Below are 18,390 nucleotides of genomic sequence, written 5' to 3'. Positions count from 1 at the left end.
CCCGTGTTACCGCCGTCCCACCGCACGCCGGACCGGTGTGCCGGATCGCCGGTACGGCCGGTGCGACCCGACCGCCGCGCCCGTGCCGCCGTGCGTCCGCCGCCACCGGCGCGGCTACATGATCGGGTCGGGCTCCCTTGCCAGGTCCGCCGCGCCGACCAGGCCCGCCTTGTTGCCGAGCTGGGCCGCGATGACGTCGGCCACCGGACGCCAGTTGCCGCCGACCAGCCACCGCTTGTAGGACTTGCGGATCGGGTCGAGGACCAGTTCGCCCTCGTCGGAGAGGCCGCCGCCGACGATGAAGGCCGACGGGTCGAACAGGGACGCGAGGTCGGCCAGGCCGGCGCCGGCCCAGCGGGCCAGCTCGCGGTAGGAGTCGACGGCGACCGGGTCGCCCTGGCGGGCGGCCATGGAGATGTGCTTGCCCTCGATGCCGTCCGGGCTGCCGTCGCCGAGGCCGAGCAGGACCTCGGCGTTCTCCGGGGTGGCGTTGGCGCGCTGCTTGGCGTACCGCACGAGGGCGCGGCCGGAGGCGTACTGCTCCCAGCAGCCCTGCGAGCCGCAGCCGCACAGCAGGCCGTCCGGCACCATGCGGATGTGGCCGAACTCGGCGGCCACGCCGAAGTGGCCGCGGCGCAGCTTGTTGCCGATGATGATGCCGCCGCCGAGGCCGGTGCCGAGGGTGATGCAGATGACGTTGCGGTGCCCCTTGCCGGCGCCGAACTTGTACTCGCCCCAGGCCGCGGCGTTGGCGTCGTTCTCCACGACGACCGGGAGACCGACGCGGGCCTCGACCTCCGCCTTCAGCGGCTCCTGGCGCCAGTCGATGTTGGGCGCGAAGTAGACCGTCGAGCGCTGCCGGTTGACGTAACCGGCGGCGCCGATGCCCACCCCGACGATGTCGTGTCCCACGCGCGCGCCGTCGACTGCGGCGGCGATGGCGTCCACGATGGCCTCGGGCGTGCCCGGGGTCGGCACCTGGTGGGTCGACAGGATGCTGCCTTCCTCATCGACCACGCCGGCCGCGATCTTCGTGCCGCCGATGTCGACGCCGATGGTGAGTCCCATGAATCCCTCAGTTTCGGTCGAGCCCCGCTACGGCCAACCGTACCCGAGGCCCTGCCCCGGGAGGGCTTCAGTCCAAGTCGATGCGCTGGCCGGGGCCCGTGCCCTCGCCGCCGTCGGGGCCCGTGTCGCGCGGGTCTTCCGCTCCGGCGGTCCAGCGCCGCTCCTGGGTCTGGACCGCGGAGCGGTAGGCGGCGAGGAGTTCGCCGCCGGCCGCCGCGAGGTGGTCGAAGACGTCCGGGTTGCGCTCGATCACGGGCTCCACCGCCGCTCTGGCCTGCTGGACGACCTGGCGGACGGCCTGCTGGGCCGCGGGGCCGGCGACCGCTCCGAGCAGCGGGGACTGGATCGACGACAGCTTGTCGGTGACGGCGTCGACGAGCTTGCGCAGTTCCTCGGCGGCCGAGCCCGGCTGCGGGCCGTGCTCGGCGCGGCGGCGGGCCTTCTCCGCCGCGAGGTCCTCGGCGGCGGCGGTGGCCCAGGCGTCGGCGTCGCTCACGCGTGGTTGCTCGTCGGCCGTCCCGGCGCCGGCGGGCTCCCCGGCTGCGTCGGGCGTGGGGCGCTCTTCGCTCATGGCGGACTCCTGAGGACTGCGGGTTGACGAGGCCTGGCCGCGGCTCGCCCTTACGACGTTACCCGAACGGCGGTGTCCGGTTCAGCGGGTCCGCGGCCACAGGGCGGGATCGGGTGCGAAGCGCACGCACAGCTCGCCGTCGCGCAGGGCCGCTCCGTCGACGGTGCAGCGGCGCAGCACGGAGGGCAGGGCGACGATGCGGCGGAACGGCCCGGCCGTGACCACGAGTTCGTCGCCGCGCCGGACCAGGTCGAGTTCGTCGCGCACGGCGCCGGGCAGCGGGATGCGCCACACGAGCACGCCGTCCTGGGCGAGCCGGTCGGCGACGGGCCACCCGACCGGGGCGGCCGCGGGGCCGACGGCGGGGACGGCGAGCGCGGCGAGGTCGTCGGCGCCGCGGGGGTCGTGGCCGAGGTGGGCGACGGGGCGGGCCGGGGCGCCCCACTCCTCCAGCGTCTTGCGCTGCTGGGTGACGAGCCGGCCGAGCCGGCCGAGCCGGCCGTCGTCGGCGGCGTCCTCGGGCAGGACCCGGTTGGCGACGAGGGACTCGACGGGCAGGGCGCGCAGCGCCAGGCCGAGGCGGGCGTCGCGGACGGCGTCGGCGCCGGCCGGTCCGGGCTCGGCGACGAGCCGTACGGCGGTCCCCCGGTCGGCGAGGACGGCTTCGACGGCGGCCAGCTCGGTGTCCCAGCGGGCCGTCGTCTCGTAGAGCCACTCGGCGGGCATCGGCACGCCGGCGAGGCGGCCGAGCATGGGGCGCAGGGCGCGGGCCGCCTGGCGTTCGGGCGGGAGCAGCCGGCGCAGATAGCGGCGCAGTTCCTCGGGGAGGGCCAGCAGGGCGAGGGCCTGCGGGGCGGGCGGGAGGTCGACCACGAGGAGGTCGTGCGCCTCGGCGAGCGCGGCGTCGCGCAGGGCGCGCAGCAGGGTCAGCTCCTCGGCGCCGGGCAGGGGGGTGACCTCCTCCGGGTCGAGCCGGGAGGCGCCGAGCAGGTCGAGGACGGTGGCGGCCCGGTCCTGGAAGGCGGCGAGGTCGTCGCTGAAGCCGGCGGCGGCGTCGGGGCGCCAGGCGGTCAGGCGCGGGGCGACGCTCACGGGGACCGGCCCGGTGCGCACTCCGAGGGCCGCGCCGAGGGTGTCGGCGCGGTCGGCGCCGAGGACGAGGGTGCGGGCGCCCTCCGCCGCCGCGCGCTGTGCCGTGGCGGCCGCGACGGTCGTGCGGCCGCTGCCGCCGGGGCCGGTGATCAGGAGGGTGCGCATGAGGGGGAACGCTACCGGTCGGGCGGCCGCGCGGGTCGCGTCGCGGTCCCGGCCCCTACTTCCCGCCCGACTCCACGCGCTTCTTCAGCCCGGCGAGCGCCCGGTCGATGATGACCTTCTCCGCCTTGCGCTTGATCATGCCCAGCATGGGGATCTTGACGTCCACGGTCAGCCGGTAGGTGACCCGGGTGGCGCCCGTGCCGGCCGGTTCGAGGAGGTAGGAGCCGTCGAGCTGGCGCAGCATCTGGGACTTCACGAGCGTCCAGGAGACCTCCTGACCGCCGCTCCAGGTGTAGCCGAGGACCTGGTCGTCCTTGATGGCGCCGGCGTCCATGACCAGGCGCACCTGTTCGGCGCGGCCCTGCTCGTCCTCCTTGAGGACCTCGGCCTGCTTCACCTCTCCGGTCCAGTCCGGGTAGCGGGCGAAGTCGGCGATCACCGCCATGACGTCGGCCGGTGCCGCCTCGATCGTGATGCTCGAGCTGGTGTGTTCCGCCATCGCCGTGGCTCCTCCGGATGCGGGCCCGCAAGGGTACGTGTGTGCAGCGTGAAGGCTACCGCGCGGCCGGTGGGGCGATTTCACCACTCCAGGGCATAAGGCCTGCCGCTGCCCGCGAAGTGGCCGACGTTGACGCATTCGGTCGCCCCGATCCGCATCCGGCGCGCGAGCGGCTGGTGGACGTGGCCGAACAGGGAGTAGCGGGGGCGGGTGCGGCGGATGGCGTCCAGGAGGGCGCGGCTGCCGCGTTCGAAGCGGCGGGCCACGGTGTCGTAGACGAGTTCCGGCACCTCCGGGGGGATGTGGGTGCACAGCACGTCGACCTCGCCGACGGCCTCGATCTTCGCCGCGTACTCCTCGTCACTGATTTCGTACGGGGTGCGCATCGGGGTGCGCAGGCCGCCGCCGACGAAGCCGAAGACGCGGCCGCCGATCTCGACCCGTTCGCCGTCGAGGACGGTCGTGCCGGGTCCGGCGAACTCGGGCCACAGCTGGGGCATGTCGACGTTGCCGTAGGTGGCGTAGGTCGGTGTGGGGAAGGCGGGGAACATCTCGCCGTACTGCTTGCGGACCGCCTGCTCGATGAGGGCCGCCCGGTCGCCGCCGACGCCGCCCCACAGCCGGGCGCCCAGCTCGCGGGCCTCCTCGAAGCGGCGGGCGGTGCGCAGCTCGACGATCCGGTCGGCGTTCTCCACGCCGAACAGGTCGGGGAAGATCCCGCGGGAGTGGTCGGCGTAGTCCAGGAAGAGGACGAGGTCGCCCAGGCAGATCAGCGCGTCCGCGCCGTCGCCGGCCCGGGCCAGGTCGCGTGCGTTGCCGTGCACGTCGCTGACCACGTGGATGCGTGTCCTGGGGTGCGCGGGCGGTGTGGATGCCATGTCGATCAAGGGTAGGCCTGTGGGGCACAGGTGAACAGTGGCGGCCGGGATAGCGGTTACTGGCCAGTCAGTAAAGCGGTGGACTACTGTCGGCCGGAAGACATCAATCTGTGTGACGCAGCGAACATCTCGCCGGACCCCCCTGTCGAAGAGGCCATACCGGCGGGTAACGTCCGGGCAGTCCAGTCGTGCTCAGGATTTCAACCACCGAGATTCACCGGATCCACGGGGTCCGCCGAGATCCCTGAGCGCAGCCCGAGCCTTGGACCGCACCGTCGCATCGCACAACGTCGTGGCGCCGGCGCCCTATGAGGAGCAGCAGTCTTGCGCGAGTTCAGCCTTCCGGCTTTGTACGAGGTCCCTGCGGACGGCAATCTGACCGACATCGTCCGCAGAAACGCCGCGCAGCATCCCGACGTCGCCGTCATCGCCCGCAAGGTGGACGGCGCCTGGCAGGACGTGACCGCCACGGCGTTCCTCGCCGAGGTGCACGCGGCTGCCAAGGGCCTCATCGCCTCAGGCGTCCAGCCCGGCGACCGGGTGGGCCTGATGTCGCGCACCCGCTACGAGTGGACGCTGCTGGACTTCGCGATCTGGTGCGCGGGCGCGGTCACCGTGCCCGTCTACGAGACCAGCTCTCCCGAGCAGGTGCAGTGGATCCTCTCGGACTCCGGCGCGACGGCCGTCGTCGTCGAGCTGGACGCCCACGCGGCGACCGTGGAGTCGGTGCGCGAGTCGCTGCCCTCGCTCAAGCACGTCTGGCAGATCGAGGCGGGGGGCGTCGAGGAGCTCGGGCGGCTCGGCCGCGACGTCTCCGACACGGTCGTCGAGGAGCGCAGCTCGCAGGCCGGGGCGGACGACCCGGCGACGATCGTGTACACCTCGGGCACGACCGGCCGGCCCAAGGGCTGTGTGCTCACCCACCGCAGCTTCTTCGCCGAGTGCGGCAACGTCGTGGAGCGGCTGCGGCCGCTGTTCCGCACCGGCGAGTGCAGCGTCCTGCTGTTCCTGCCGCTCGCGCACGTCTTCGGCCGGCTGGTGCAGATCGCCCCGATGATGGCGCCGATCAAGCTCGGCACGGTCCCGGACATCAAGAACCTCACGGACGAGCTGGCGTCCTTCCGCCCGACGCTGATCCTGGGCGTGCCGCGGGTCTTCGAGAAGGTGTACAACTCTGCGCGCGCCAAGGCGCAGGCGGACGGCAAGGGCGCGATCTTCGACAAGGCGGCGGACACCGCGATCGCGTACAGCAAGGCGCTGGAGCTGCCGGGCGGCCCGCCGCTGAAGCTGAAGATCAAGCACAAGGTGTTCGACAAGCTGGTCTACAGCAAGCTGCGCGCGGTGCTCGGCGGCAGGGGCGAGTACGCGATCTCCGGCGGCGCCCCGCTGGGCGAGCGCCTCGGTCACTTCTTCCGCGGCATCGGCTTCACCGTCCTGGAGGGCTACGGCCTGACGGAGTCCTGCGCGGCGACCGCCTTCAACCCGTGGGACCGGCAGAAGATCGGCACGGTCGGTCAGCCGCTGCCCGGCTCGGTGGTGCGCATCGCGGACGACGGCGAGGTGCTGCTGCACGGCGAGCATCTGTTCAAGGAGTACTGGAACAACCCGGGCGCGACTGCGGAGGCGCTGGCCGACGGCTGGTTCCACACGGGGGACATCGGCACCCTGGACGAGGACGGCTATCTCGCGATCACCGGCCGCAAGAAGGAGATCATCGTCACCGCGGGCGGCAAGAACGTCGCCCCGGCCGTGATCGAGGACCGCATCCGCGCGCACGCGCTGGTCGCGGAGTGCATGGTGGTGGGCGACGGGCGGCCGTTCGTGGGCGCGCTGGTCACCATCGACGAGGAGTTCCTGGGCCGCTGGGCTTCCGACCACGGCAAGCCGGCGGGTTCGACCGCGGCGTCGCTGCGCGAGGACGCCGACCTGCACGCGGCCGTCCAGGCGGCGATCGACGACGGCAACGCCGCGGTCTCGAAGGCGGAATCGGTGCGGAAGTTCCGCATTCTCTCCTCCCAGTTCACGGAGGACTCGGGCCACCTCACGCCGTCCCTGAAGCTCAAGCGCAATGTGGTGGCGAAGGACTACGCGGGCGAGATCGAGGCGATCTACGCCAAGTAGATGCCTCTGAAGGCCTGCTGACGGCACGTCATGGCGCGATGTCCTCCGCGAGGACCCGCGCCATCGTGCGTTCGGCGAGCGCGGTGATGGTGACGAACGGGTTCACCCCGATGTTGCCGGGCACCAGCGAGCCGTCGGTGACGTACAGCCGCGAATACCCCTTCACCCGGCCGTGGTCGTCGGTGGCTCTGCCCAGCACGCACCCGCCGAGCGGGTGGTAGGTGAAGTCGTCGGCGAAGACCTTGCCGCCGGATCCGAACAGGTCGTAGCGGTAGATGGTGGCGTTCGCCGCGTTGATGCGGTCGAACAGCCTCTTCGCCATACCGGCCGAGACGGCGCTCTGCGCGGCGCTCCAGCCGAGCTTCACCCCGCCCGAGGCGGCGTCATAGGTGAACGCGGCCCGCTGGGGGTTCTTGGTGATCGCCAGGTAGAGGCTGACCCAGTGCTCCAGCCCCATGGGCAGCGGCGCGATCTCCGCGAACACGGGGTTGGCGGTGTTGGCCCAGTCGTCGATCCCCATGATCGGCATGGTCGACTGGTTGGCGCCGACGGTGTCCCACAGATGGTTGGCGCGCCCCAGCATCACGTTGCCGTTGGGCCCCCAGCCCGCCCCCACGTCGGCGTTCAGCTCGGGCAGCGTGCCGGTGTCCCGGGCCCGGACCAGGAGTTCGCTGGTGCCGAGGCTGCCGCCGCCGAGGAACAGATAGGTGCAGCCGTACTGCTTGGTCTCGACGACCGCGCCCGTGTCGTCGATGCGGTCGGCGGTCAGGACGTACGTCCCGTCGGCGGCCCGGGTGACGCCGCGCACCTTCTCCATGGTGTGGATGGTGACGTTGCCGGTGCCGAGCGCGGCCGCCAGATACGTCTTGTCGAGGCTCCTCTTGCCGTGGTTGTTGCCGTAGATGACCTCCTGCCCGAGGGCGGACCTGACGGCGGTCCCGGCCGCCTCGCGCCGCATGTGGTCGAAGTCGTAGACGCTCGGCACGAACGTGGTCTTCAGGCCGGTGTTCTGCGCGTGCTTGCGGGAGACGCGGGTGAAGCGGTACCACTCGGTCGACTCGAACCAGGCGGGGTCGACGTCGTTGACGCCGAGCATGGCGCGGGCGCGCGGGTAGTACGTCGCGTACATCTCCGCCGCGTCGACGGTGGGGAACTGCTCCGCGAAGTACGACGGGAGCGGGGTGACCGCCATGGAGCCGTTGACCAGGGATCCGCCGCCGACCCCGCGGCCCACGAAGACGGACATGGCGTCGAAGTGCACCCGGTCCAGCACGCCCGGGTAGCGGCCGATGTCCTTGTTGACGAGGTCCAGCCACAGAAAGGTGGCGAGCGGCGCCTCGGTGCGGGTGCGGAACCACATGGAGCGCTGGTCGGGGGAGGCGGTGTTGCAGAAGACCTTGCCGTCGGGGCCCGCGGTGTTCCACAGCCGGCCCATCTCCAGGACGAGGGTGCGGACGCCCGCCTGGCCGAGGCGCAGGGCGGCGACGGCGGCGCCGTAACCGGAGCCGACCACGACGGCGGGGGCGGACTCGACCGCGGCGGGCTCGGCCGCCCGGGCCGACTGGAGGCCCACGCGGGTGAAGCCGAGGGAGGCCGCCGTCTGGAGGGCGGCCATACCAAGAATGTGACGTCTCGTCAGCTGACGCTGCATCAGTTTGGCTGTCATGTGCGCAGCATCAGCGGATTTTCCCCCTCCGCCTAGAGCAGATGGGGAAAAACTAGAGCAAGGTTTTCAGCCGCTCCGCGAGCAGGTCCCAGCGCCACTTCTCCTCGACCCAGAGCCGGCCGCGCTCCCCCATCCGGCGGCGCAGTTCGGCGTCCCCGAGCAGGGCGACGATCCGCTCGGCGGCCTCCGCCGGGGAACCGCCCCGCACGACCCACCCCGTCTCGCCGTCCAGCACGGCGTCGGGCGCGCCCCCGGAGTCCCCGGCGACCACCGGCAGCCCGGTCGCCGACGCCTCCAGATAGACGATCCCGAGCCCTTCGACGTCGAGTCCGCCCCGCCGCGTCCGGCACGGCATCGCGAAGACGTCCCCGGCGCCGTAGTGGGCGGGCAGCTCCGACCAGGGCACCGGGCCGGTGAAGCGCACGGAGGCGGCCACCCCGCTCTCCTGCGCCAGCCTGCGCAGATCCTTCTCGTACGGGCCGCCTCCGACGATCAGCAGCACGGCGTCCGGCTCGGCCGCCAGGATCCGCGGCATGGCCGCGATCAGCGTGTCCTGCCCCTTGCGCGGGACCAGCCGCGAGACGCACACGACCACCGGCCGGTCGGTCAGCCCGAGCCGCGCCCGCACCTCGTCGCCGCCCGAGCCCGGATGGAAGGTCTTCTCGTCGACGCCCGGCGGCAGCTGCACCATCCGGCCCGCCGCCCCGGCGCTCAGCGCGGCCGCGATCCGCGAGCGGGTGTACTCGCCGAGGTAGGTGATCGTGTCCGTGCTCTCGCCGATCCGGCGCAGCAGCCGCCGGGCGGCGGGCAGCTGCGCCCACCCGGCCTCGTGCCCGTGGGTGGTGGCCACCAGCCGCTCCGCGCCCGCCCGGCGCAGCGCCGGGGCCATCAGCCCGAGCGGCGCCGCCGCCCCGAACCACACCGACGTGCAGCCGTGCTCGCGCACCAGAGCGGCCGCCCGGCGGGTCGCCGCAGGCGTCGGCAGCAGCATCGTCGTGGCGGCCCGGACGACGGGGAAGGGCTGCTCCGCGTCGAAGGCGGCGGTCGCCTCGACTCCCTCGCGGGAGCGCTTCCAGGTGGAGGCGTGGACGACGATCCGGTCCGGGTCGAGCCGGAGCGCCATGTTGTGCAGGAACGCCTGGATCCCGCCCGGGCGGGGCGGGAAGTCGTTGGTCACGATGAGGGTCTTGTGCATCGCGACCGACCCTATCCAAAGGCCCCGCACACCGGCCCCGACCCGCCCCTTCACCCGCCCGGGCCGCCGCCCGCTCAGGCCGCCCGCGCCTCCACCCGCTCAGGCGGCCCGCCCCTCCGCCCTCGCCAACGCCCCGGCGGCCTCTTCCCGGCGGCGGGGCCATGTCCGGCGCAGCGCCGCCCCGACCGCCAGGCTCTGCACGCCCATCGAGAGCGCCAGCGCCAGACAGATCCCCGGCAGCCCTAGCGCCGACAGCGCGTACGCCAGCGGCAGCTGGACGGCCGTGCCCAGCAGGGTCACCCGCAGCAGCGCCGGCGCTCCCCCGCCACCCTCGAAGACGCCGCCCACGGCGATGAACCCGGCCATGAGCAGCAGATACGGCCCGATGCAGCGCAGGAACAGCGTCCCCTCGCGCGCGACGGCGGGCCCGGCGCCGAAGGCGGTCATGATCCAGGGGGCCGCGGCGCACAGCAGCAGGGCGGCCGCCGCGGCGACCGCCCCGGAGAGGAGCACGGCCTGCCGTCCGATCGCCCGGCGCTCCTCCCGGCCCTGGCCCCGGGTGTGCGCGGTGTGGATGGCGGCGGCCTGACGGACCGCGTAGAAGGCCATCGTCGCCACGTACATGACCTTGTAGGCGATCGCGTACGCGGCGACCGCCGTCACCCCGAGCCGCGCCACCACCGCGACCAGGGCGAGCGCCCCGCCCTGGCGCAGGGTGAAGTCGGCGGACATCGGCAGTCCGGTCGCCAGCGTGCGCCGCAGGGACGCCGGGGCGGTGAGCGTGGGTGCCGCCCGGACCGCCGTCCGCAGTACGGGGTCGCGGCGCAGGGCGGCCAGCCCGGCGACCAGGGCCACGCCCCGGCACAGCACCGTGGAGGCGGCGGCCCCCGGCACGCCGTGGAGGTGGATGAACAACGGGTCGACGACCAGGATCAGACCGTTGGCGAGCAGGGCCAGGCGCATCGGCGTCCGGGTGTCGCCCATGCCCTTGAGGATGCCGTCGACGAGCTGCTGGGCGAAGAAGACGGCGACGCCCGGCATCGAGATCGCGAAGTACGAGACGGCGAGGGGCAGGGCCGCACCGCCGTGGCCGCCGAGCACCAGGCGGGCCAGCGGGCCGCGCAGCAGGAAGCCGCCGGCCGCGATCACCGGCGCGAGCACCGCGCACAGCGCCCAGCCGCCGCGCACCGCCGCCCGCATCGCGCCGGGATCCCGCGCGCCCCGGGCGTGGGCCACCAGCACGGTCGTCCCCGAGGCGAACACCAGCGCCACGCCGAGCAGCACGTTCTCGGCGTTGGTGGCGACCGCGACGGCGGCCACCGCGGGCCCGCCCAGCCGGGACACCCACAGGGTGTTGACGATCCCGGCGGCCACGGAGGCCAGGAGCGAGAAGTACACCGGACGGGCGAGCGCCGCCAGCTGTCCGCGATGACCGTCCACGACGCGTCCCCCTGGGAAGAACGGCACGCCTCCGGCCGGCGTGCCTGCTGACCGGCGCCCTTCGTTCCGGGTCCGCCGTGCCTGTGGTCGAGCTACCTCTTGTCGAGTTACCTCTAATCGAGGTAACTCGACAAGAGGTAGCATGCGGAGGGGACCACCGCAAGGGAGGACCATGCTGGAACTGTCGATCCTCGGCTTCCTCGCCGAGGAGCCACTGCACGGGTACGAGCTGAAGGAGCGCATCACCGCCCTGACCGGCCATGTCCGCCCGGTCAGCGACGGCGCGCTGTACCCCGCCATCACCCGTCTGGTCACCGCGGGCAAGCTCGACCAGCACACCGAGGACGGCGCCGGCGCGGCTCCCCGCCGGGTGCTGACCCTCACCGCCCAAGGGCGCGCGGACCTGCTGGAACGCCTCCGCCGACCGAAGCAGGCCGAGATCACGGACCACGTCCGTTTCAACACCGTCCTGGCGTTCCTGCGCCATCTTCCCGACCCCGCCGAGCAGCGGGCCGTCCTCCAGCGGCGCCTGGACTTCCTCGAGACGCCCGCGAGCTTCTTCTACGCCGACGGCGAGCCGGTGCGCGCGGAGCGGGCCGGCGACCTCTTCCGGCGGGGCATGCTGCGGGTCGCACGGGCCACGGGCGAGGCGGAGCGCGCCTGGCTGCGCGAGGCGATCGAGGAGCTGACGGCGCCGGGCGGGGCCGGGGCGACCGACGCGTCGTGACCGCGCCGGACGGGGGCGTCAGCCGAGCCGGCTCCTCAGGTAGGCCTGCCAGTCGGCCGTGAACCGCGGGAGCGACGTGTGCAGGACGTCCTTCAGCGCGCCCTCCACCGCCCCCGGCCGCTCCTCGTGCTCCCCGACGGCCCGGTAGAACGCGTCGAGCCGCGGCTCTCCCCAGCGCTCGGCGATCATCCGGCAGGCCAGCCAGCCGCCCTCGTACGCCTCGGCCAGCCGGCTCGCGTCGCCGGAGAACGCGAAGTCGCCGTCCGCGGGCAGCGCCGACGGGACGCTCCCGGTCATGACGGAGTGCTGGAGTTCCGGCGCGACCTCGGGCGGCGTGCGCCCGGTGCCGCGGTACCCGACCCAGTCGGCGTACCCCTCGGACAGCCACAGCGGGGTCGCGGCGCCGGTGTGGGCCCGGGTGGCGACATGGGTCGTCTCGTGGGTGAGGACCACCTGCCGTCCGACCCGGCCGAGCATGCCGTACGCGTCGGGGTTGACGACGACCCGGTCCGCTGGCGTCCTCGCCCGCCCGCCCGTCTCGCCCGTCGTCACCGCGGCGATCCCCCGGTAGGCGGCGGCCGGCGAGCCGAGCAGCCCCGCCATGCCCGCCAGCGACCTGGGCACCAGGACGACGACGCGGCCCGCCCAGGCCGTGTCCCAGGCCGCCGACACCGCGGGGACGGCGTCGTCGGCCAGTTCCGCGAAGGACCGCAGCCGCCCCCCGGACTGCCCGACGCCCAGCACCAGGCTGTGCTCCCCCCGCACGACGTTCACCGTGCCCTGGTCCCACAGCTGCTGGCCGGTCTCCTTCGCCGGCTTCTCCGACGTCACCGACCACCGGCCGCCCGCGCCCAGGGCCAGGCGCACGGTGCGCTTCACGACCACCGGGGCCCGGTCGTAGTCCGCCACCCGGTAGCTCAGCTCGGCGTCCGCGGTCGCGGTGTCCTGGCCGCGCCGCAGCGCCGTCACCCGGTAGGACCAGGCCGCGAGCGGGACGGCCCGCACGGCGGCGAACCCGGCGGCGTCGCCGGTGGCCGCGTAGGCGCGCGCATCATGGTCGAGGACGGCGGCGGCCCGCCGGTCGAGCAGCTTCTGCACCTCGGCCCGCGCGCCGTCGGCCGGGGCCCGGCCGCCGCAGGCGACCAGGGAGGCGAGGAGCGCGACGACCACCGGCCAGGGCCCCACGGCCCGGCACGCGCGCACCCGCCCTCGACCGGTCATCCACCCGATCGTACGGCGGCCGGGGCGTGCGCGGCGCGGGTCAGGGCCTGGTGACGGACGAGACCGGCATCATGCCGACCGGGTCGTAGCGCACCGGCGCGCCCGGATAGGGGGCGTGGATGACCTGCCCGTTGCCGACGTACATGCCGACATGGCTGGCGTCGGAGCGGTAGGTGACGATGTCGCCGGGCCGGGCCTGAGAGAGCGGGACCCGCCGGCCGGCGTGCGCCTGGGCCTGCGAGGTGCGCGGCAGCGAGACGCCGGCCTGCGCGTACGACCACTGCATGAGGCCCGAACAGTCGAAGCCGGAGGGCCCGTTGGCGCCCCAGACGTAGGGCTTGCCCAGCGCGGAGCGGACGGCGGCCAGTGCGGCGGCCGCCCGGCCGGACGCCGGGACCTCGCCCGAGAGGGCGGGCAGGCCCTCGCGGCCGGAGCGGGAGGCACGGTCGTAGGCGGCGCGTTCCCCGAGCGACAGGGAGTCGAGCAGCTTCCTGGCCCGGGCGAGTTTCTGCTCCACGGCCCGCTTGTGGCCGACCACCGCCTTGCGGCTCCTCTCCAGGTCGGCGAGCTTGCGGGCGGCCTCCGAGCGCTCCTGGTCCAGCTCGCGCAACGCGCCCTGAAGTTCCCTCAGTTCACCGGCCTGATGGGAGGTGATGCGGTCCAGCACGGACGCTCTGGCGAGGTACTCCTCCGGGTCGTCGGAGAGCAGCAGCGCCAGGGACGGGTCGAGTCCGCCGGAGCGGTACTGGGCGCCGGCCAGCGAACCCAGCCGCTCGCGCAGGCCGTTGACGCGCTCCTGCTGCCGGGCGATGCGGTCCTGGGCGTCCGTGACCTGCCTGCGCAGGGCGTCGGCGCTCTCGTCGGCCTTGTTGTAGGCCTCGGTGGCCTTCTCGGCCTCCTCGTAGAGACGGTCCACCTCGGCACGGGTGCCGTCGTGCGGTGCGGCCGTGGCCGGTACGGCGGACACGGCGCCGAGGGCGGCGGCCGCGACGGACAGCACGCTCAGGGCGCTGCTCGCGCCCCGGTCGAACCCGGACTGTGCAAGGCGGCGATGGGACCCCACGAGAAGCCGCGCTCCTTCCACCGGTGGACAGGGAAACGCGGCAGACAGTAGCCCCGCGACAGGGGGTCGGCCAAAGACCCCGGCGGGCACGCACAGTGACGCCCCGCCGCTGACGCAGGTCACCGGCGGGGCGTGGGGTCACTCCTCGTCGTCATGATTCGCCCGTTCGGGCGGCGTGGCGTCCTGATCCGGAAGCCGGACCGGACCCCGCTGCGGCGTCGGTCAGACGCGGACGCCGAACATGAACGGGCCGCCGATCGTGCCCATCGACTCGTAGCGCACGACGGTTCCGGTGCGCGGCGCGTGGATGATCTGGCCGTTGCCCGCGTACAGACCGACGTGGTGCAGGTCGTTGAAGAAGAACACCAGGTCGCCGACCTTGAGGTCGCTCTGCGAGTAGATGCGCGTGCCGTAGTTGGCCTGCGCCTCCGAGGTCCGCGGGATGCCGACGCCGGCCTGTCCGTAGGCCCAGGAGGTGAGGCCCGAGCAGTCGTACATGGCGGTGCCGGTGGAGCCGTAGTGGTACGGCTTGCCGAGCTGGCTCTGTGCGGCCTGGAAGGCGGCCATGGCCCGGCCGGAGCCGGTGGGGGCGTCGCCGAGGTCGACGCGCTGTCCGGCGTCCCGGCTGGCGCGGGTGTCGGCGGCGGCGAGGGCCGCCTTCTCCTTGGCCGTCAGTGTGTTGAGGAGCTTGCGCGCCTCGGCGAGCTTGGCCTGGACTTCCTTCTTCTTCTTGCCCAGTTCGGTGCGGGTGGTGGCGAGGTCCTTGAGCTTGCCGGTGGCCTCGGTGCGCTGCTGGGCGAGCTCGCGCTGCTTCTCCTGGATCTTCTTGAGCGCCGCGACCTGCTGGGCGCTCAGCTGGTCGGCGGTCGACGCCTTGTCCAGGAAGTCGTCCGGGTCCGAGGAGAGAAGGAGCTGGAGGGAGGGGTCCATGGACCCGGTGCGGTACTGGGCGGCGGCCGCGAGCCCCATGGAGTCGCGCAGCTCGTTGAGGTCCGCCTGACCGCGGGCCACGTTGTCCTGGATGGTGGAGATCTCCTTCTGGAGCTTCTCCTGCTTCTCCTGGGCCCCGTTGAACGTCTCGGTGGCCTGCTCCGCCTCTTCGTAGAGCTTGTCGACCTTGCTCTTGACCTCGTCCTTGCTGAGCTTCTCGCTGGGCGCCGCGTTGGCGGCCTGGGAGCTGAGCACGACGGCAGCGGCGGCTGCGGTGGTCAGGACGGTCACGCGTGCGCGACTCGGCTGCTTCGGTCGACGGTGGGACGCCACGGAGACGGGCTCCTTCTTTTGAGTGATCACCCGTGTGGAGGTTCGAGGCCTGACCTTAGTGACCTCGCTGTGATCAGTTCAAATCCTCAGAAGAAAAAAACCCATCACGCAACGCAGTTTTTTCACTCAACTCACGAGCAGTAGTGCGTGGTTGACACTACGTTGCGTGACGATTGCGTCAATACGGGCATTAAACCTGCGAACGTCGACCTTCAGGACAGGCGCTTCAGAAGCACCGCCGAAGCCACCGGCCGGGCGCCCACCTTGGCCACCCCGTCGGCCACCTCACGGTCGGTCGAGGCCACGATGACCGGGCGGCCGGAGGGCTCGGCACGCACCAGCTGGCGGATCAGCTCGTCGGCCGTGACGCCCGGCTTGGAGAACAGCACCCGCACCCCGCGCGGCGGCGCGAGCAGCACCGGAGCGGCCAGTTCGGCCCCGTCGAAGACACAGGTGACCTCGGCGCCGGTCTGCGCGGCGAGCTGCGAGAGCTGCCCCAGCAGGCGCAACCGCTGCTTCTCCAGCGGCATCTGCGGATAGCCGGTCTTGGTGACGTTGTAGCCGTCGACGACGAGGTGCGCCTGCGGCAGCGCGAGCAACTGGTCGAGAATGGCCGGATCGTGCTCCGACAGGGCCCGGGCGGCGATGTCCTTGGGCGTCATCCGGCCCGGCTCGACCGCGTCGACGGTCTCCGCCGGCCGCACCGACACAGGAGGCAGCGCCAGTTCCCGGCGCAGCCCCTGGGCCGCGTCCAGCACGGTGTCCAGCAGCAGCCGCACCCGCATGTCCTCCACGCTGCGGCCCTCGCGCGCCGCCCGCCGGGTGGCCTCAAGGGCCGCCTCCGCCTCGCCCAGCCGCGACTTCAGCCGCCGGGTCTCGCTCTCGGCGGCGGACACCTGGGCGTGCGCCTCGGCGCGCGCGGTCTCCGTCTCGGCCTGCACCCTGCGCAGCGCGGCCTCGCCCCGCTTGACGTCGCTGAGGGCCGAACGCAGCTTGCGGTGCAGCGACTCGGCCTCCTTCTTCGCCGCGTCCAGCTCGGCGCGCAGCCGCTCGGTGTCTGCGCGGGTCTGCTCCCGGGCCCGGTCCAGCTCCTCGCGCAGCCGTTCCAGTTCGGCCCGGCTCTCCTCGTCGGCCCGTTCCGCGTCGGCCCGCTGGGCCTCCTCGCCGGCCGCGGTGACCAGCTTCACCCAGCCGGCGGGCCGCAGCACGTAGGCCGCGGCCGCCACGTCGAGCGGGTCCGCGGCCGGGGTCGGCGAGCCGGAGTCGAGGGCGCCGGACAGCTCCGGCTGGGCCTCTCTGTACTTCTCGGCGATGCGCTGTCTGAACAGCGGATCGGTCTCCAACGCGGCCGCCATCGCGGTCCCCGCGAACTTGGCCCGTCGATTGGGGGCGAACCGGGCGTACTGCCGCAACTGCGCGGGCAGTTCGCCGACCGTCAGCCCGCCGAAGCCGTCGGAGACGATCGTGACGACCCTGCGCCGCACGCCGTCCGGCAGCGGACGGTCGAGCATCTCGGCGGCGCCGTCGCCCGGCCCCCCGCCTGCGCTCTCCACCATCCGTCACACCCCAATATCCGTGCGGGCCCTCCCCCGCTCTCGCCGTCGCTCGAGCGGGGGGACCCCACCGTCAGGAACCGGCGCCCGGCCGGTCCACGAGTTCCACCTGGTCCACGGCGTTGCACCAGCGGCACCGCACCGACTCGATGGTCTCACTGACCACGTCGCGCTCCTCGACCTTCGGCTCACCGGCGAGGTCGAGGTGCACGTACTCGACGACCTTCGACGAGCGCGTCACGTCGAACCTCGTGAGGTTGCCGCAGAGCGTGCAGCGCCACCGTGTCGTGGCGGTCGGCAGGGGAACCGTCATCGTGACTTTCCGCTCCTTCTAGTGTCCCGCTTCTGGCGCCGGGGTCGGGCCGGAGGCTCCCCCGTGCGTGTGGCTCGTAACCCTACGGCCTGGCGGGTACTCGCCGCCCGTCCGTCCACGGGGGCCGTCCGGCGGCGAGGCGGCCCGCGGGAGTGCGTCCCGTTACGTCATGCTTTGTAGCCATGACCAGCAACTGGAGCGGGCCGGTCCGCAGGGCGCTCCGCACCTCCCCGGCGCCGGTGACCCACGGCCTGATCGCCCTGTGCTGTCTGATCTTCGTGATCGGCCCCGCCTCGGGCCTCAACCCGGCGTACGGCGCGGGCGGCGGGCTGCCGGCCGCGCAGCGCGCCTACTTCCGCCGCTGGGGCGTGGTGCCCGCCGAACTCTTCGACGGCGTTCCCGGCGCCGTCCTGAGCCCGGCCACCGCCCTCTTCGTGCACGGCAGCTGGGTGCACCTGCTGGGCAACATGCTCTTCCTCTTCGTCTTCGGGGCCATGACCGAGCGCCGGATGGGCCGCGTGCAGTTCACGCTCTTCTACACCTGCTGCGGCTCCCTCGCCCTGCTGGGCTACGCGGCCGCCAACGCCGAGTCGTCGCAGTCCCTGGTGGGCGCCTCGGGCGCGATCTCGGCGGTGCTCGGAGCGTTCCTGTACCTGTTCCCGCGGGCGCGGGTGACCAGTCTCCTGCCGTTCCTGTTCTTCCTGCCGCTGCGCTTCCCGGCCTGGGTCGTGCTGCCCTTCTGGGCGGGCCTGCAGTGGGTGGGGGCGGGGCGGGCCCCGCACGGGCCCGGGGTGGCGTACCTGGCGCACCTGGTCGGGTTCGGCCTGGGGCTCCTCTACGCGTGGGCCCGCTTCGGCGAGCGCCGCGGCACCGGGGACGGCCCCGGAAGGGCGGCGGGGGGAGACGGGCGGGCGACTAGAGTGAAGCCCGCCCCAGCTCCGGCCCCCGAGGGAGAGAACCAGCCGTGATCACCGCGATCGTCCTCATCAAGACCAGCGTGGACCGGATCCCCGAGATCGCCGAGCGGATCGCCTCGCTGGACAGCGTCAGCGAGGTCTTCTCCGTCACCGGGACGTACGACCTCATCGCGATGGTCCGGGTGAAGCAGCACGAGGACCTCGCCGAGGTCATCCCCGGCAGCATCAGCAAGATCCCCGGGGTGGAGGGGACGGACACGCACGTGGCGTTCCGCACGTACTCGCAGCACGACCTGGAGGCGGCGTTCGCCATCGGGCTGGACTCGTAGGCGAGGTCTCGCTCCGCGGGTCCGGGGGGTCGAGCGCGCAGTTCCCCGGGCCCCTGAGAGGGGACGACCCCCACGTCGGGGTCATCTCGGCCTTGCTGTCGGCCCAGCCGCCGGGGTGGTCGCCGAGCGGCTGCGGCCGCGGGTCCGTGGGGGGGGGCGAGTGCGCAGTTCCCCGCGCCCCTGAGAGGGGACGACCCCCACGTCGGGGTCACCTCGGCCTCGCTGTCGGCGCACTGCCGCCGGGGCCATGCCGTACGGGAGCGACCGCGGGTCCGTGGGGGGGGGCGGGGCGCGCAGTTCCCCGCCCCC

Annotated in this window: 17 protein-coding genes; 4 read left to right on the top strand and 13 right to left on the bottom strand. The window is 73.3% G+C overall.

Annotation, left to right across the window (positions count from 1 at the left end):
• Nucleotides 1-114 precede the first annotated feature (114 nt).
• The 5 genes from ACGFSH_RS04390 to ACGFSH_RS04370 form a co-directional block, all read right to left on the bottom strand.
• Nucleotides 115-1,068 carry an ROK family glucokinase gene (locus tag ACGFSH_RS04390; protein ID WP_329409026.1) on the bottom strand — a complete coding sequence of 318 codons (954 nt, stop codon included), beginning with the start codon at nt 1,066-1,068 and terminating at the stop codon, nt 115-117.
• A 67-nt stretch (nt 1,069-1,135) separates the two neighbouring features.
• Entirely contained in the window at nt 1,136-1,639 is a 504-nt protein-coding gene (locus ACGFSH_RS04385) for a DUF5304 family protein (RefSeq protein ID WP_393344838.1), read from the bottom strand.
• Nucleotides 1,640-1,720: 81 nt separating this feature from the next.
• Complete coding sequence (locus tag ACGFSH_RS04380) at nt 1,721-2,896, bottom strand: ArsA family ATPase (RefSeq protein WP_393344836.1); 1,176 nt, start codon at nt 2,894-2,896, stop codon at nt 1,721-1,723.
• Between the two features lie 55 nt (nt 2,897-2,951).
• A complete protein-coding gene (locus tag ACGFSH_RS04375; RefSeq protein ID WP_393344835.1) occupies nt 2,952-3,395 on the bottom strand; it encodes an SRPBCC family protein in 444 nt (147 codons plus the stop codon).
• A gap of 80 nt (nt 3,396-3,475) precedes the next feature.
• Nucleotides 3,476-4,231, bottom strand: coding sequence for a metallophosphoesterase (locus tag ACGFSH_RS04370; protein ID WP_393345482.1), 756 nt, complete (start codon nt 4,229-4,231; stop codon nt 3,476-3,478).
• A gap of 366 nt (nt 4,232-4,597) precedes the next feature.
• Here ACGFSH_RS04370 and ACGFSH_RS04365 point away from each other — a divergent pair, with 366 nt between their 5' ends.
• Nucleotides 4,598-6,394 carry an AMP-dependent synthetase/ligase gene (locus ACGFSH_RS04365; protein ID WP_393344833.1) on the top strand — a complete coding sequence of 599 codons (1,797 nt, stop codon included), beginning with the start codon at nt 4,598-4,600 and terminating at the stop codon, nt 6,392-6,394.
• 28 nt (nt 6,395-6,422) lie between these two features.
• On the opposite strand, the gene ACGFSH_RS04360 is transcribed toward ACGFSH_RS04365, so the two are convergent.
• From ACGFSH_RS04360 to ACGFSH_RS04350, 3 genes are all read right to left on the bottom strand, one after another.
• Complete coding sequence (locus ACGFSH_RS04360) at nt 6,423-8,009, bottom strand: GMC oxidoreductase (RefSeq protein WP_393345480.1); 1,587 nt, start codon at nt 8,007-8,009, stop codon at nt 6,423-6,425.
• A 103-nt stretch (nt 8,010-8,112) separates the two neighbouring features.
• Entirely contained in the window at nt 8,113-9,255 is a 1,143-nt protein-coding gene (locus ACGFSH_RS04355; RefSeq protein ID WP_393344831.1) for a glycosyltransferase family 4 protein, read from the bottom strand.
• Between the two features lie 99 nt (nt 9,256-9,354).
• Entirely contained in the window at nt 9,355-10,695 is a 1,341-nt protein-coding gene (locus ACGFSH_RS04350; protein ID WP_393344830.1) for an MATE family efflux transporter, read from the bottom strand.
• Nucleotides 10,696-10,867: 172 nt separating this feature from the next.
• On the opposite strand from ACGFSH_RS04350, the gene ACGFSH_RS04345 reads away from it, so the two are divergent.
• The gene (locus tag ACGFSH_RS04345; protein WP_393344828.1) at nt 10,868-11,422 is read left to right on the top strand and encodes a PadR family transcriptional regulator; all 555 of its coding nucleotides are present in this window, start codon (nt 10,868-10,870) and stop codon (nt 11,420-11,422) included.
• A gap of 18 nt (nt 11,423-11,440) precedes the next feature.
• Here the strand turns inward: ACGFSH_RS04345 and ACGFSH_RS04340 are convergent, their stop codons facing one another.
• From ACGFSH_RS04340 to ACGFSH_RS04320, 5 genes are all read right to left on the bottom strand, one after another.
• Nucleotides 11,441-12,643: a hypothetical protein gene (locus ACGFSH_RS04340; protein WP_393344826.1), complete on the bottom strand. Its 1,203-nt coding sequence runs from the start codon at nt 12,641-12,643 to the stop codon at nt 11,441-11,443.
• Between the two features lie 40 nt (nt 12,644-12,683).
• Nucleotides 12,684-13,706, bottom strand: a complete 1,023-nt coding sequence (locus tag ACGFSH_RS04335; protein WP_393344825.1) for an NlpC/P60 family protein — start codon at nt 13,704-13,706, stop codon at nt 12,684-12,686.
• Nucleotides 13,707-13,928: 222 nt separating this feature from the next.
• The gene (locus ACGFSH_RS04330) at nt 13,929-14,969 is read right to left on the bottom strand and encodes an NlpC/P60 family protein (RefSeq protein ID WP_393344823.1); all 1,041 of its coding nucleotides are present in this window, start codon (nt 14,967-14,969) and stop codon (nt 13,929-13,931) included.
• Between the two features lie 212 nt (nt 14,970-15,181).
• The gene (locus ACGFSH_RS04325; protein ID WP_393344821.1) at nt 15,182-16,525 is read right to left on the bottom strand and encodes an NYN domain-containing protein; all 1,344 of its coding nucleotides are present in this window, start codon (nt 16,523-16,525) and stop codon (nt 15,182-15,184) included.
• 70 nt (nt 16,526-16,595) lie between these two features.
• Nucleotides 16,596-16,835 (bottom strand): hypothetical protein, encoded by a 240-nt coding sequence (locus ACGFSH_RS04320; RefSeq protein ID WP_095756136.1) that lies wholly within the window; start codon nt 16,833-16,835, stop codon nt 16,596-16,598.
• A 182-nt stretch (nt 16,836-17,017) separates the two neighbouring features.
• On the opposite strand from ACGFSH_RS04320, the gene ACGFSH_RS04315 reads away from it, so the two are divergent.
• Nucleotides 17,018-17,803, top strand: coding sequence for a rhomboid family intramembrane serine protease (locus ACGFSH_RS04315; protein ID WP_393344819.1), 786 nt, complete (start codon nt 17,018-17,020; stop codon nt 17,801-17,803).
• The gene (locus ACGFSH_RS04310) at nt 17,800-18,081 is read left to right on the top strand and encodes an Lrp/AsnC family transcriptional regulator (RefSeq protein WP_069771225.1); all 282 of its coding nucleotides are present in this window, start codon (nt 17,800-17,802) and stop codon (nt 18,079-18,081) included. The genes ACGFSH_RS04315 and ACGFSH_RS04310 overlap by 4 nt, the downstream gene beginning before the upstream one ends.
• Nucleotides 18,082-18,390: the final 309 nt, after the last annotated feature.

The organism is Streptomyces sp. NPDC048481, assembly GCF_043200075.1.
In the GTDB taxonomy this organism is placed as follows: Bacteria; Actinomycetota; Actinomycetes; order Streptomycetales; family Streptomycetaceae; genus Streptomyces.
Note: the sequence above shows the minus strand (reverse complement) of the source record. Positions and strands in the feature narration are given on the sequence as shown.

What these genes read in the sequence shown, in the direction of transcription:
- ACGFSH_RS04390 (WP_329409026.1), bottom strand. Translation starts at nt 1,068, where the DNA reads ATGGGACTCACCATCGGCGTCGACATCGGCGGCACGAAGATCGCGGCC.
- ACGFSH_RS04385 (WP_393344838.1), bottom strand. Translation starts at nt 1,639, where the DNA reads ATGAGCGAAGAGCGCCCCACGCCCGACGCAGCCGGGGAGCCCGCCGGC.
- ACGFSH_RS04380 (WP_393344836.1), bottom strand. Translation starts at nt 2,896, where the DNA reads ATGCGCACCCTCCTGATCACCGGCCCCGGCGGCAGCGGCCGCACGACC.
- ACGFSH_RS04375 (WP_393344835.1), bottom strand. Translation starts at nt 3,395, where the DNA reads ATGGCGGAACACACCAGCTCGAGCATCACGATCGAGGCGGCACCGGCC.
- ACGFSH_RS04360 (WP_393345480.1), bottom strand. Translation starts at nt 8,009, where the DNA reads ATGGCCGCCCTCCAGACGGCGGCCTCCCTCGGCTTCACCCGCGTGGGC.
- ACGFSH_RS04355 (WP_393344831.1), bottom strand. Translation starts at nt 9,255, where the DNA reads ATGCACAAGACCCTCATCGTGACCAACGACTTCCCGCCCCGCCCGGGC.
- ACGFSH_RS04345 (WP_393344828.1), top strand. Translation starts at nt 10,868, where the DNA reads ATGCTGGAACTGTCGATCCTCGGCTTCCTCGCCGAGGAGCCACTGCAC.
- ACGFSH_RS04340 (WP_393344826.1), bottom strand. Translation starts at nt 12,643, where the DNA reads ATGACCGGTCGAGGGCGGGTGCGCGCGTGCCGGGCCGTGGGGCCCTGG.
- ACGFSH_RS04325 (WP_393344821.1), bottom strand. Translation starts at nt 16,525, where the DNA reads ATGGTGGAGAGCGCAGGCGGGGGGCCGGGCGACGGCGCCGCCGAGATG.
- ACGFSH_RS04320 (WP_095756136.1), bottom strand. Translation starts at nt 16,835, where the DNA reads ATGACGGTTCCCCTGCCGACCGCCACGACACGGTGGCGCTGCACGCTC.
- ACGFSH_RS04315 (WP_393344819.1), top strand. Translation starts at nt 17,018, where the DNA reads ATGACCAGCAACTGGAGCGGGCCGGTCCGCAGGGCGCTCCGCACCTCC.